Source organism: Duganella sp. Root198D2 (assembly GCF_001428585.1).
Lineage (GTDB): Bacteria > Pseudomonadota > Gammaproteobacteria > Burkholderiales > Burkholderiaceae_D > Rugamonas.
Genome location: NZ_LMIC01000009.1, coordinates 104,676 through 118,243 on the forward strand (window position 1 = coordinate 104,676; position 13,568 = coordinate 118,243).

The following is a 13,568-nucleotide window of genomic DNA, read 5'->3' on the forward strand; positions in this document are numbered from 1 at the left end:
CCTCTTTGCTATCGTCCAGTACAGGATAGCAGGGAGGCGGGCCGGCGGACAATCAGTTGGCGTGAACCGTGCGCCGCTTGAACAGGCGGAAACGCTCGCTGCGGTCAGAGGCGCGGCGCCCTTCCCATAGCGGCTCCCACTCGGCACCGGGTTGTTGCTGGTGGGCACGAGATTTGATGCTATCTTGCAACAACATGACGTCGCAGCGGCGCTGCTCGACGCCATTGAACGGCATCTTGCCAAAGTAGGCGAAGGAAGCGCGCTGGGCGGGCGTGACATTCGATTGCACGCAATCGGTGCCGGGCGGCAGCAGCGCGGCCGCTTCGCGCGCCACCGCGGCGTAGCTCTTGCTGTAGTTCACGTGCGGCAGGAACAGGGTCATCAGCAGGATCCAGATCAGGATCAGGCCGCCGGACGACAGCACCACGGCGCGCCACAGCACAGCCGGGCGGCGCGACAGGCGCCAGTGCACCAGCACGAACCAGCCGGCGGTGGCACACAGGCCGACCAGCAGCGACAGCCAGCTGACTTGCGGCGTGAAGCCCGGCAGCAGCTTGAGCACATTATGCGCCGGCTTGGCGGGCCAGCCGGTCAGCTGGGCGTAATAGAAAATCCACAGCACGGCCGCGCACAGGGTCAGCACCATCACGCTGAACCAGTCGATCGCATTGATGGCGCCGCGCTGCATGGTCAGCAGGCCGAACGCGGCCATGATGGCCAGCGGCGGCAGCAGCATCAGCAGGTGGCCCTGCTCGGGCGCCGGGTTGAGCAGCACCAGGATGGTGGCCACGGTGACGAAGGTGGTCGGCACCACGATGTGCAGCAGGTTGCTCTGGCGGCGCCAGGCCCACACGGCCCAGGCGGCAAACGGCCAGGCCGGCCAGAAGAACCAGACGCCGACGCGGAAGAAAGTACGCAAGCCATCGAAGCCGCCCACCGTCAGCTGGGCTTCGTTCCACGCCATCCAGGCGGCCAGCGGCGCCTGCCCGTAAGGGCGCGCCAGCAGGGCCGGCACCGCCCACAGCGCGCTCACGGCGGCGGCTACCGCCACGGCAAAGGCCAGGTCGCGCAGCGAACGGGCAGCCGGCATGGACAGGAAGCGGGTACAGGCAAACAGGGCGCTCACCAGGGCGGCCGGGACCACCCAGCCGCGCGTCAGGGTCAGCAGGCCCAGCGCCAGGCCGGCCAGGGCCGCATTGCGCAGCGACGCCAGCTCCATATAGCGCACGCTGCGATACAGCGTGAGCGCCAGCAGCGATACCTGCAGCGGCTCGGCCGTGGTTTCATGGCTGTGGACCAGCAAGCCCAGGCAGCCCAGGTAGATCAGCACGGCAGCATCGGCCAGGGTGCGGCCGAAATCGTTCGGTTCCGGCTGGCCGCCGAAGGCCAGGCGCAGCGGCTGCGCTTCCGGCCGGCGGCCCAGGTTGAAGGTGGCGTACCAGACCGCCATCACGCCCAGCAGGAACACGCCGAGGGTGGCCACGCGCGCACCCAGTACATCGCCGATGGCCCAGCCGAACAGCTTGATGGCCAGCGCGCCCAGCCAGAACGCCAGCGGACCCTCGCCGGTCACCGACAGGCCGGCGATGTTGGGCCACAGCCAATCCTGCCAGCTGCCGTGCGCCATGGTCCACATCACCCCGAAGCTGGCCGCATCATCGTTTTTCCACGGCTCGCGCCCAATCAGCCCCGGCAGGATGTACAGCAGGCCCAGGGCAAAAAACGCCCAGCGGGGCAGGGTACGGGTGGCGGCAGCGGGCAGACGGACTGGCTTCATCGGTCAGGGTTATTCTTTGGAAAGCTGGAGTATGACGGGTAAAAAGAAAAAAGGCAGCCGCGGCTGCCTTTTTTTTCGCTGCGACGGGGATCAGCCGTTTGCAACTGCGGTCTTGGAACCGACTTTGCCGAACTTCTGGCGGAATTTTTCCACGCGACCGGCGGTGTCGACGATCTTGTGCTGGCCGGTGAAGAACGGGTGCGATTCGGAGGAAACCTCGATCTTCACCAGTGGGTACTCTTTACCTTCGTGGGTCGCGGTGTCGCGGGTCTGGATGGTCGAGCGGGTGATGAACTTGAAGTCGCACGACAGGTCGTGGAACAGGACTTCGCGGTAATCTGGATGGATATCAGCTTTCATGCTTTTCTCTCAATGTTGGTAGCCAAACAGCACTTCGTCGGTCATTCCTGCCTCTCGACCCGATTGCCGCTCACTTGCCTGGGTTTAAATGAACCGCGGATTATAGCGCGGATTCGGGGTCAGGTCTAACAATCCGCCATTTTCGCTGCGCGAAAATATCGGATTGTCGAGACCTGACCCCTCGGCAGACTTAGCCGCCGCGGCGCATCATCTCGAAGAACTCACCGTTGTTCTTGGTGGCGCGCATCTTGTCGAGGATGAACTCCATCGCTTCGATCTCGTCCATCGAGTACAGCAGCTTGCGCAGGATCCAGATCTTCTGCAACTGGTCGGCCTTGATCAGCAGTTCTTCGCGGCGGGTGCCGGACTTGTTCAGGTTGATCGACGGGTAGACGCGCTTCTCGGCCAGGCGGCGCTCCAGGTGCACCTCCATATTGCCGGTACCCTTGAATTCTTCGTAAATCACATCGTCCATGCGCGAACCGGTTTCGATCAGCGCGGTAGCGACGATGGTCAGCGAGCCGCCTTCTTCCACGTTACGCGCGGCGCCGAAGAAGCGCTTCGGACGCTGCAGCGCGTTGGCATCGACACCACCGGTCAGCACCTTGCCCGAGGCCGGGATCACGGTGTTGTAGGCGCGCGCCAGGCGGGTGATCGAGTCCAGCAGGATCACCACGTCTTTTTTCATCTCGACCAGGCGCTTGGCTTTTTCCAGCACCATCTCGGCAACCTGCACGTGGCGCGTGGCCGGTTCGTCGAAGGTCGAGGCCACCACTTCGCCGCGCACCGAACGCTGCATCTCGGTCACTTCCTCTGGACGTTCGTCGATCAGCAGCACGATCAGGGTCACGTCCGGGTGGTTGGTGGTGATGGCGTGCGCGATATGCTGCAGCATCACGGACTTGCCGGACTTCGGCGATGCCACCAGCAGGCCGCGCTGGCCTTTGCCGATCGGCGCCACCAGGTCGATGATGCGGCCGGTGATGTTCTCGGTGCCGGCCATGTCGCGCTCCAGGCGCAGCGGTACGGTCGGGTGCAGCGGCGTCAGGTTCTCAAACAGGATGCGGTGCTTGGACGCTTCCGGCGATTCGCCGTTGACCTTGTCCACCTTCACCAGGGCGAAATAACGCTCGCCATCCTTCGGGGTACGCACCTCGCCCTCGATCGAATCGCCGGTGTGCAGGTTGAAGCGGCGGATCTGCGACGGGGAAATATAAATATCGTCGGTCGACGCCATGTACGAGGCGTCTGGCGAGCGCAGGAAGCCAAAGCCGTCAGGCAGGACTTCCAGGGCGCCGTCGCCGAAAATCTGTTCGCCGGCCTTGGCGCGTTTTTTCAGGATCGCGAACATCAGTTCCTGCTTGCGCAGGCGGGCCGCATTATCGATATCGAGGCTGATGGCCATTTCCAGCAGAGCTGAAACGTGCATAGCCTTAAGTTCAGAAAGGTGCATAGCTGTTTGAGTGTCCCGTGACGGGAAAGTAAGGGTAGGGGAGGGAACTACGTGGTCTATAAGTATTAAGGGAAAGGTTTTTGGGCACTTTCCCCGCCAATCAGGCGGGCTGCGGGCGCAGCACCGCCTATATTACATCAAATATTGCTGTCGATGAAAGAGGTCAGTTGACCTTTTGCCATCGCGCCGACTTTTTGTGCGGCTGGCACGCCATTTTTGAACAGGATCAGGGTCGGGATGCCACGGATGCCGAACTTGCCTGGCACGGCCTGGTTGCTGTCCACGTCCAGCTTGGCGATGGTCAGCTTGCCGTCGTATTCCTTGGCCACTTCTTCCAGGATCGGGGCGATGCTCTTGCAAGGACCGCACCATTCGGCCCAGAAGTCCACCAGCACGGGGCGGTCGGACTTCAGCACGTCGGTGTCGAAGGATGCATCGGTAATGTGTTTGATCAGGTCGCTCATGTTTTTCCTTAATTGGTCGTTCGCCCGGGAAGATCCCTTGCTGTTATCGCCCATCTGGCGACGAACTGCGCTAATTCAATACTGGGAAGTCAAGCGGGAATCAGGGCGGGAATGGCCCAAATAATAACCGATTTTCCCGGCCCGTGTACGCTGCTTGAAAGGCGAAAGTCGGGGTCAGGTCCGGCAATCGGACATTCGCGCAACGCGAATGTCCGATTGCCGGACCTGACCCCGACTTTCATCCTGCACGGCGGGCGGCGGCTTGGGTCAGCAGCTCGCCGAGGGCGGATGGGGTGGCGGGTTTGGCCAGGGTGCCAAGCAGGGAGAGGCCGTGGGCGCGCGCCAGCGTTTCGGCGGCCTGGCGGATGCCGGCGTCCATGCCGGAGAGCAGGGCGACCGCGCCGCCGAAGTGGCTGTCGGCGGCCTTGCGCAGGAATTCGATGCCGTCCATCTCGGGCATCGAGAGGTCGCATACCAGGAGGTCGGGCCGGTATTGCGGCAACGCCAGCAGGGCCTGGCGGGCGTCGCTTTCGCTGCGGACATTGAGCTGGCCAAGGTCTTCCAGCATGTCGGCCAACATGCTCAGCATGAAGGGGTCGTCGTCGACCAGCAGGATGCGCAGCGGGGTGGTGGGGGTGTCAGTCATCGTCGGCGAAAGTTGTATTGGTCATGATGTGCTCGCTTACCGCGTGCAGCAGCGGCCACAGGCGCTCGAGCACGGCGCGCGCGGCTGCCGCATCGGCGTCCGGTGCCAGTTGTTCCATCTGCAGGCACAGCTCGGCCATGCCGAGCGCGCCGACCGCCCGCGCGCTGCTCTTGATGCGGTGGCCCAGCTCGCGCAGTTTCTGCAGCTCGCCGGCGGCCAGCGCAGCTTCCATTTCGGCCAGGCCGGCTTCGGTGGTCTGCAGGAACTTGAAGGCGAACTTGCGGATCTTTTGCGGCTGGTAGCCCAGCAGCTGGGCCAGCACCGACAGGTCGATGATGGCCGGGTCGCCGGCCAGCGTGGGGCGGAAGGCGGCGCGCCCGGCGCCGCGCGGCAGGGCGGCCTCGTTGGCGGCGGCGCCCGCTTCGCGCTCGGGCAGCCAGCTGGCGATCTTCTGGTACATCAGGGCCGGCTGGATCGGCTTGGCGATGAAATCGTCCATGCCGGCCTGCAGGCAGCGCTCGCGGTCGTCCTTGGTGGCGGTGGCGGTCATGGCCAGCACGCGGGTGGCGGCCAGCGCCGGGTCGGCGCGGATGCGGCGCGTCGCTTCCAGCCCGTCCATCAGCGGCATTTGCACGTCCATCAGCACGCAGTCGAATTCGGCCTGGTGCAGCAGGTCGAGCGCTTCGGCGCCGTTATTGGCCAGGCACACCGAGGAGCCGGCTTCCTCCAGCATTTCCAGCGCGATCTGCTGGTTGAAGGTGTTGTCTTCGACCAGCAGGATGCGCGCGTCTTTCAGGGCCTGCATGGCGGCCGTGCTGCGCGCGCTGTCGAGCAGGGCGGCGGCGGCGGCGTTGACCTCGTTGATCACGTCCGGCAGGCCGCGCGGCGAGACGCCGAGGCGGGCGGTGAACCAGAAGGTGGAGCCGGCGCCGGGCGCGCTTTGCACCCCCACTTCGCCGCCCATCAGCTGCGCCAGCTGTTTGCAGATCGCCAGGCCCAGGCCGGTGCCGCCGTATTCGCGCGTGATGGCGCTGTCGGCTTGCTGGAAGGCCTGGAACAATTTGCCCTGCTCGGCCTCGGACAGGCCGATGCCGTGGTCGCGCACTGCAAAGCGCAGCAGGCAGGCGATGTCGTCGGCCAGCAGCTGGCGCACGCTGACGTCGATGCTGCCCTGTTCGGAAAACTTGATCGCGTTGTTGACGTAGTTGATCAGGACCTGGCCCAGGCGCAGCGGGTCGCCGCGCAGCACCGGCGGCAGCGCCGGGTCGATGTCGAAGGTCAGGCGCAGGCCGCGGCTGGCCGCTTTCGGCGCCACCACCGTGGTCAGGGTCTGGATCACATGGTCGAGCGAGAAGTCGACGTCTTCGATCTCCAGCTTGCCCGCTTCGATCTTCGAGATGTCGAGGATGTCGTCGATGATGCGCAGCAGGTGCTCGCCGGCGAAACGGATCTTTTCCAGGTAGTCGCGCTGGCGCGGTGCCAGCTCGGTCTTCAGCGCCAGGTAGGCCATGCCGATCACGCCATTCATCGGGGTGCGGATTTCGTGGCTCATCTTGGCCAGGAACTGGCCCTTGGCGGCGCTCGCCTCCTCGGCCTGCTGGCGCGCCTCTTCCAGCTGCGCGGTGCGCTGCGCCACCCGTTCTTCCAGGTGTTCATTGAGTTCGCGCAGGGCGCGCTCGTTGGCCTTGCTGTCGGAGATGTCGATCGCCATGCCGATCAGGTAGGCCGGCGCGCCGTGGGCGTCGTACACCGGTTTCTTGAAGGTGCGCAGCTGGCGCGACTGGCCCAGCACCGGGTTCCAGATGGTTTCCTCGAAGTCGATCAGGGCGCGCCCGGCAAACGCTTCCAGGTCGCGCGCGCGGAAGGCGGCCGCTTCCTCCGGCGCGTGGAAGGCGTTGTAGTCGCCGTTGTTCAATTCGTCGAAGGTGTAGCCGAACTGCTGCTCGCAGGCGCGGTTCATCAGCAGCATGCGGCTGTCCTGGTCCTTGATGAACAGGCCGATCGGCATCATCTGGATGATTTCCTGCAGCCGCTGCTCGCCCTGGCGCAAGGCGTCTTCGCTGCGCTTCCTGTAGGTGATGTCGGTCAGGCTGGCCACCAGCATGCTGCCCGGGCCGTGCTCGTCGCGCAGCGGCTCGACGTTGACCGACAGCCAGCAGGTGTCGGCGCCGGCACTGGCGCCGGCGGCGACCGGCACCCCCATCACCACGTCGCGCACCGGCTGGCCGCTGGCCAGGGCCTGGGCCACCGGGTGCTCGGGCGCGGAAAAGCGGCGCCCGTCTTCGTGCACGCCGTCCCACTGGCCGGCGCCGCGCGCGGCGGCGCGCCCCAGCATGCGGCTGGCGGCGGCATTGCATTCGACGATATTGCCGGCCGCGTCGAATACCAGCAGGCCGTTGGTGACGGCGTTGAAGACGGACGCCAGGCGCTGGCTGGAGTGGCGCAGCGCCAGTTCGGCCAGGCGCCGGTCCGTGATATCGGTCACCATGGTCAGGGTGCCGGCATAGCTGCCGTTGTCGGCATTGACGGTGGTGGTGGAGAGCAGGGCCCACAGCGAAGAGCCGTCCTGGCGGTAGAAGCGCCCTTCGGCCGGCTCGGGCGGCATGGCCGGCGCGCCGCCTTGCCGGCGCTGGGCCTGCAGGGCCGGGCAGTCGGGGTCCATGAAATCGGCCATCGGGCGCCCCAGCATGTGTTCGACCTCGTAGCCGAGCATGCGCGCCATGGTGGGGTTGACGAAGCTGGTGCAGTCGGCGGCGTCGCACATCCAGATGCCTTCGGCCGCGGTCTGCACGATCAGGCGGTAGCGTTCGGACGAGGCTTGCAGCGCTTCTTCGGCCCTCTGGCGCTGGGTCATGTCGCGCAGTGACACCACCACCAGGCCCTGGCCGGCCAGCTGGATCGGCGCCAGGTGCACCATGGCCGGGAAGTGGCCGCCGTCCAGGCGGCGCGCGGTGAGCACCCGGCCCGGCATGCGCGGGCGGGCGAACAGTTCGCGCGGGCGGCCCGGGGTGTCGCGCATCACGTCCGGGATCAGCAGTTCCATCGAGGCGCCGGCCAGCTTGCCCGTTTCGGCGGCAAACACCACCTCGGCGGTGTCGTTGGCCTGGCGCACCCGCCCGCCGCGGTCGGCCACCAGCAGGGCGCCGGGCAGGGCGTCCAGCATGGCGGCCATGCGCGCCAGTTCGGCGGCGCTGCGGTCGGAGATATCGCCCAGGGTGCCCGACATGCGCAAGGGGCGGCCGGCGGCGTCGCGCGCCAGCACCATGCCGCGCGCCAGCACCCAGCTCCAGCTGCCGTCGCGGCAGGCCATGCGGAATTCCAGGGTGAACGGGGTGCGCCCCACTTCCGGCTGGTCCAGCGCGGCAATCTCGTCGGCGATGCGGGCGCGGTCGTTCGGGTGCACCAGCTGCAGCCACTGTTCGACGTTGGCCGGGCGCAGCTCGCCCGGCGCGTAGCCGAGGATTTCGCAGTAGCGCGGCGACAGGTGCAGGGCCGGGCGCTGCGGCTGCCAGTCCCAGGAGCCTTCGCCGGCGCCTTCCAGCGCGAAGCTGGCAATGCGCTCGGCGTCGCCGACCCGCACTTCGGCGCCGCGCAGGGCGCGCGACACGCGCAGCAGGCGCCACAGGGCGGCGCCGGCCAGCAGGGCCAGCACCACCCCCAGCACATAGTGCCAGGTCGGGGTGGCGGGGGCTTCGTGGTACAGGAAACCGTCCAGCTGGAAGTCGGCCGGCAGCAGGCCGGCGGCGGCATAGCTGTCGGCAATGCCCTGCCAGCGCAGCGGGTTGCTGTAGCCCAGTTCGATCAGGTGCTGCTCCAGCAGCGGCGCCACCTGGGCCGCTTCCCACAGCAGCTCTTCGCGCGGCTTGCGTTCGGGGTAGCGGGCACGGATCAGGTCGACGATCTCGTTGGGATGCTGCAGCGCGTAGCGCCAGCCTTTCAGCGTGGCTTCGCGCAGGGCGCGCGCGCGCGCCGGGTGTTCCCGCAGTTCGCTCTCGGTGGTATACAGGTTGTCGCCGTAAAAGTCGATGCCGGCACTGCGCGGCGCCAGGATCTCGTAGCGCAGGCCGGCCCGCTCCAGCGCGTAGGGGGTGGAACCGAGGTAGCCGGACATGGCGTCGATGCGGCCGGCCTGCATGTCTTCCGCGTCGCGCGCCGCGGGCACGATATTCAGTTGCGCCAGCGGCACCTTCTCATGCTGCAGGTAGACCCGCAGTTCCTCCGTGTTGGGGCCGAGCGCGACGCGCGCGCCGGGCCAGGACCGGCGTTTGCCCTGCTCGTCGAGCCGCACGGCCAGCAGCAGGGGCGAATGCTGGAACACCGAGGCCAGCACCACCACCGGGGCGCCGGCCGCACGGCGCAGCAGCAGCGCGGAATTGCCGACGCCGTACTGGGCGCTGCCGTCGAGCACGGCTTGCAGCGGCTCCTGTCCCGGCTGGGCTTCGCGCAGCGTCACCTCCAGCCCGGCGTCGCGGTAATAGCCCTTGGCCTGGGCCGCGTAATAGCCGGCAAACGCAAACTGGTGCTGCCATTTGAGCTGGACGGTGACGGCTTCGGCGGCGGCGCTGCCGGGCAGCATGGGCAGGGCGGCGATGGCCAGTACCAGCGCGCACAGGCGGCGCGCGCGGCGCTGCGCGCGGGCGGGAACAGGCGGGGCGGCTTTCTGGCTCAGTGGCGACAAGGCTTCCCTTTCTGGCCAGCGCGGGGGCGCTGGCGTGCGGTCAACTATAGCATTGCTCAGGCGGGGACGCTGCCGCCAAATTGGTAGCGATGGCCCGGATGCCACATGGTGGCCAGCGAGGCGACGCGCCCGGCCGACTGGGTCTGGCGCCGCAGCACCAGGCAGGGCTGGCGCGCATCCATCGCCAGCATCTCGGCAATCTCGCGCGGCGGCACCAGGGCTTCTATGCTGTAAGTGGCGGCCTGCAGCGGCGCCGCCCGCACCAGGTATTCGTTGGGCGTGGTATGGGTAAAGTCCTGCGCCATATAGTCCGGCGCGCAGAGCGGGTTGACCCAGCGGTCTTCCACCTGGATCGGTACCCCGTTTTCAAAGTGCACGATGACGGAATGATAAAGCTCGTGGCCGGGCGGCAAATCGAACGCTTTGCCCAGCAAGTCGCCGGCCTTGCCGCGCTCGAGCAGCTGCAGCGTGCTGCGGTGGGCGTGGCCGCGCGCCCGCACCTCGTCGGCAATGCTCTTGATTTCCAGCAGGGTGGCCTGGACTTTCTGCGGCGCGACATAGGTGCCTGCGCCCTGGCGGCGCGTCAGCACGCCCTCCGCGGTCAGCTCGCGCACGGCGCGGTTGACGGTCATGCGCGAGACGCCGAACTGCTTGACCAGCGCCTGCTCGGAAGGAATGACCTCGCCTTCCTTCCAGGCGCCGGCGGCAATCTGCGCCAGCAGGAAGTCCTTGATACGTTGAAAGATGGGGGTGTCGTGTTGTTGGTGTTCTTCCAAGCCGTCCTCCGGATGAGTGCGCCGATTGTAGCATCCGGGAATTCAATAGCAAGCGGCGGAGTGCCCCCGGCCGGCGCCCTGCCTACCATGGTGGCATACTAGCGACTGGAGCTTGCAATGAACCCGATGAAGCCTTACCTGACCGACAATGAACGCTGGGCCGCCGTGCGGGCGCGCGACAGCGCGGCCGACGGCCAGTTCTTTTATTCCGTGCGCACCACCGGCGTGTTCTGCCGCCCTTCCTGCGGCGCGCGGCCGGCCCTGCGCGAGAATGTGGCCTTCCACGCCTCCATCGCAGCGGCCGAGGCGGCCGGTTTTCGTCCCTGCAAGCGCTGCAAGCCGGACCAGCCGCCGCTGGCCGAGCGCCATGCGGCCATGGTGGCCGAGGTGTGCCGCCTGATCGATGCTGCCGAAGTGGCGCCCGACCTCGATGCGCTGGCCGCCGCCGGCGGCATGAGCCGCTTCCACTTCCATCGCGTGTTCAAGGCGCAAACCGGGCTGACGCCGAAAGCTTATGCGGCGGCGGCGCGCGCGCGGCGCATGCAGCAGGGCCTGGCCGACGAGGCCAGCGTGACCGATGCCATTTACGCCGCCGGCTTCAATTCCAGCGGACGCTTTTATGCCGCCACGCCGGGTGCGCTGGGTATGACGCCGTCGGCCTGGCGCGCCGGCGGACTGGGGGCGGTGATCCGCTTTGCTATTGCCCAATGCTCGCTGGGGGCGATCCTGGTGGCCAGCACCGAGCGCGGGATTTGCTGCATCCTGCTGGGTGACGACCCGCAGGCGCTGGCGCATGACTTGCAGGACCGCTTCCCGCAGGCCGAGTTGCGCGGGGCTGAAACCGATTACGAACAGGTGGTGGCGCGCGTGATCGCCTTCGTCGAGGCGCCGCAGATCGGACTTGAATTGCCCCTCGATGTGCGCGGCACGGCCTTCCAGCAGCGCGTCTGGCAAGCCCTGCGCGAGATTCCGGCGGGCCAGACGGTCAGCTATGCGGAACTGGCGGAGCGGGTGGGGGCGCCCAACGGCGCGCGGGCGGTGGCTGGCGCTTGCGCTGCCAATGCGATTGCGGTGGCGATTCCTTGCCACCGGGTGGTGCGCAACGACGGCTCTATCTCGGGCTATCGCTGGGGCGTGGAGCGCAAGGCGGCCTTGCTGGAACGGGAGGCGGAAGCGGCGACCGAGGCGGCGGCATGATGGGCGACCTGTTCGCGCCGCCGCTGGCTGCGGCGGCCGGCTCGCGCGCGGCGTTTGATTGGCCGCGCATTGCTTCCGACCTCGATGAATTCGGCTGTGCGCTGGTGCGCGGTGTTTTGTCGCCTGCGCAGTGCGCGGGGCTGGCAGCGGGCTATGGCCAGCCGGAACTCTATCGCAGCCGGGTCGTCATGCAGCGGCATGGTTTCGGCAAGGGCGAATACCAGTATTTTCGCTATCCCTTGCCGGATCTGGTCGCGGAATTGCGCTCGGCTATGTATCCGCCGCTGGCGTCGATCGCCAATCGCTGGTATGCGGCCATGGGGCTGGAGGCGCGCTTTCCGCCGCAGCATGCGGATTTTATCGCGCGCTGCCATGCGGCCGGGCAGGCGCGGCCGACGCCTTTGCTGCTGCAATATGGGGCGGGCGATTACAACTGCCTGCACCAGGACCTGTATGGCGAACATGTCTTCCCCCTGCAGGCGGCTTTCCTGTTGTCGCAGCCTGGACGGGATTTCCAGGGCGGCGAATTCGTGCTCACCGAGCAGCGCCCGCGCATGCAGTCGCGCGTGGAAGTCGTGCCTTTGCAGCAGGGCGATTGCGTGATCTTTCCCGTTTTCCATCGGCCGGTGGCGGGCACGCGCGGCATTTACCGCGTCACCATGCGCCATGGCGTCAGCCGCCTGCAAGGCGGCCATCGCCATACCCTTGGCGTCATTTTCCACGACGCTGATTAGGACCCGGTGGGCGAGGGGTTTTGCTTCAGGGGGCTTACAGAAACCCTCTGAAAGTTGCTCTGAAATCCTCTGAAACGCTCTGAAATCCTCTGAACTTTAAGTTCGCTGGTTTGTCCAATCTTTATGCGAACCAGAGGAGGTCATCATGAGCCGCAAACTTGTGTCGGTGCAGATTCCGAGTGCGCTATTCCTTGAGCTGGCGAGTTACCTGCAGGAATTCGGCGACGAGCGCGATCCAGCAGAGGTCGTCGAGGCAGCACTCGCCTCATGGCTGTGCGTCGCGCGGGGCCAGATGCCGGAGGCCGAAGTGCGACGCTATCAGTGGAAGCGCTTGTTCCTGCCAGAAAGCACGGAGCTCAAGATGAGCTATCGCGGCACTAATGCATTCGCCGAGGTTGTTGGCGACTCCCTTGTCTATCAGGGACAGCTAACGACGCCAAATCAATTTGTGGCCGAAGTTGCCGGTACCGCACGCAATGCGTGGGAAGTCTTGTGGTTGCGGCTGCCAGGCCAGCGCTACTGGAAGAACGCAAGGTTTATTCGGAATGAAATTCTGCGCGGGCCGTATCCAGCACCATTGCCGGAGTTCCGGGCACACGATACCACTGCTTCGCCAGCGGTCATGGCACACAGCCTGCGCAATGCATTGGTCCTGATTGAGAAGGCATCGACGCGCCGGCATGGCAAGATGGAGCGGCGCACCGATGTTCTCCCTGACGACTAAGCGTTTCAGAGCATTTCAGAGCGTTTCAGAGGATTTCAGAGCAACTTTCAGAGGGTTTGTGTGAGGCCCCCGGAGCGAACCCCCTTCCCGACTGCTGCTCAAGGCAGTTCCCCGGAGGAATATGGATCGATGGAATACGGATGATGCTCATCGAGGAAGCCCGGCTGCGCCCGCACGCGCTCGATCCAGGCGCTAACGTGAGGGAACTCGCGCAAGGGCAAGCCCGCCTCGTCTGCGCGATGCGTATAGGCAAACAGCGAAATATCGGCAATGGTGTAGGCATCGCCAGCGATAAATGGCCGCGCCGCCAGCTCCCGTTCCAGGATCTGCAGCGCGCGCAAGCCGCCCGCGCGCCGCATCTCGACCAGCGCCGCCGGCCGGCGCGCCAGCTTGCCCGTCAGGGTCCAATGCCGCAGCGAAGCGATGTTCATCACATAGTCCTGCTCAAACGACATCCACTGCTGCACTTTGGCCGCGCCAAACGCGTCGCCAGGCAAATACGGCGTGCCGGAAGCGAGATAGGTAAGGATGGCATTCGACTCCGCCAGCACGCGGCCATCATCGAGGCGCAAAGCCGGTACTGCGCCGCTGGGATTGAGCGCAAGGTAGGACGGATCCTGGCCGGCTCCTTCAAAGATGCTGATTATCTTGGTGCGGTAAGGCAGGCCGAGATGCGACAGCAGCAAGCGGACTTTGTAAGCGTTTTGGGAAGGCAGGTAATCGTAAAGCGTCAGCATGGCGGAACTCCAACAGGGAAAA

General features: G+C 66.1%; 11 protein-coding genes. 3 read left to right on the forward strand and 8 right to left on the reverse strand.

Annotation, left to right across the window (positions count from 1 at the left end; translation table 11 throughout):
- Positions 1–52: 52 nt before the first annotated feature.
- From ASE26_RS10905 to hutC, 7 genes are all read right to left on the reverse strand, one after another.
- Positions 53–1,777, reverse strand: coding sequence for a glycosyltransferase family 39 protein (locus ASE26_RS10905; RefSeq protein WP_055933750.1), 1,725 nt, complete (start codon positions 1,775–1,777; stop codon positions 53–55).
- Between the two features lie 90 nt (positions 1,778–1,867).
- Complete coding sequence (locus ASE26_RS10910) at positions 1,868–2,137, reverse strand: type B 50S ribosomal protein L31 (protein WP_055933749.1); 270 nt, start codon at positions 2,135–2,137, stop codon at positions 1,868–1,870.
- A 190-nt stretch (positions 2,138–2,327) separates the two neighbouring features.
- Positions 2,328–3,590: a transcription termination factor Rho gene (gene rho, locus ASE26_RS10915; RefSeq protein ID WP_028101995.1), complete on the reverse strand. Its 1,263-nt coding sequence runs from the start codon at positions 3,588–3,590 to the stop codon at positions 2,328–2,330.
- Positions 3,591–3,727: 137 nt separating this feature from the next.
- Entirely contained in the window at positions 3,728–4,054 is a 327-nt protein-coding gene (gene trxA / locus ASE26_RS10920; RefSeq protein ID WP_055933746.1) for a thioredoxin TrxA, read from the reverse strand.
- Between the two features lie 238 nt (positions 4,055–4,292).
- A complete protein-coding gene (locus ASE26_RS10925) occupies positions 4,293–4,700 on the reverse strand; it encodes a response regulator (RefSeq protein ID WP_082507425.1) in 408 nt (135 codons plus the stop codon).
- Complete coding sequence (locus ASE26_RS10930) at positions 4,693–9,378, reverse strand: PAS domain S-box protein (protein WP_057246215.1); 4,686 nt, start codon at positions 9,376–9,378, stop codon at positions 4,693–4,695. Before ASE26_RS10930 ends, ASE26_RS10925 begins: the two co-directional genes overlap by 8 nt.
- Positions 9,379–9,434: 56 nt before the next feature.
- Positions 9,435–10,154 (reverse strand): histidine utilization repressor, encoded by a 720-nt coding sequence (gene hutC, locus ASE26_RS10935; protein WP_055933743.1) that lies wholly within the window; start codon positions 10,152–10,154, stop codon positions 9,435–9,437.
- A gap of 117 nt (positions 10,155–10,271) precedes the next feature.
- Here hutC and ada point away from each other — a divergent pair, with 117 nt between their 5' ends.
- From ada to ASE26_RS10950, 3 genes are all read left to right on the forward strand, one after another.
- Positions 10,272–11,351, forward strand: coding sequence for a bifunctional DNA-binding transcriptional regulator/O6-methylguanine-DNA methyltransferase Ada (gene ada / locus ASE26_RS10940; protein ID WP_055933741.1), 1,080 nt, complete (start codon positions 10,272–10,274; stop codon positions 11,349–11,351).
- Positions 11,348–12,085 (forward strand): 2OG-Fe(II) oxygenase, encoded by a 738-nt coding sequence (locus tag ASE26_RS10945; protein WP_082507424.1) that lies wholly within the window; start codon positions 11,348–11,350, stop codon positions 12,083–12,085. Before ada ends, ASE26_RS10945 begins: the two co-directional genes overlap by 4 nt.
- A 145-nt stretch (positions 12,086–12,230) precedes the next feature.
- The gene (locus ASE26_RS10950; protein ID WP_055933738.1) at positions 12,231–12,809 is read left to right on the forward strand and encodes a hypothetical protein; all 579 of its coding nucleotides are present in this window, start codon (positions 12,231–12,233) and stop codon (positions 12,807–12,809) included.
- A gap of 98 nt (positions 12,810–12,907) precedes the next feature.
- On the opposite strand, the gene ASE26_RS10955 is transcribed toward ASE26_RS10950, so the two are convergent.
- The gene (locus ASE26_RS10955) at positions 12,908–13,546 is read right to left on the reverse strand and encodes a glutathione S-transferase family protein (RefSeq protein WP_055933736.1); all 639 of its coding nucleotides are present in this window, start codon (positions 13,544–13,546) and stop codon (positions 12,908–12,910) included.
- Positions 13,547–13,568 lie beyond the last annotated feature (22 nt).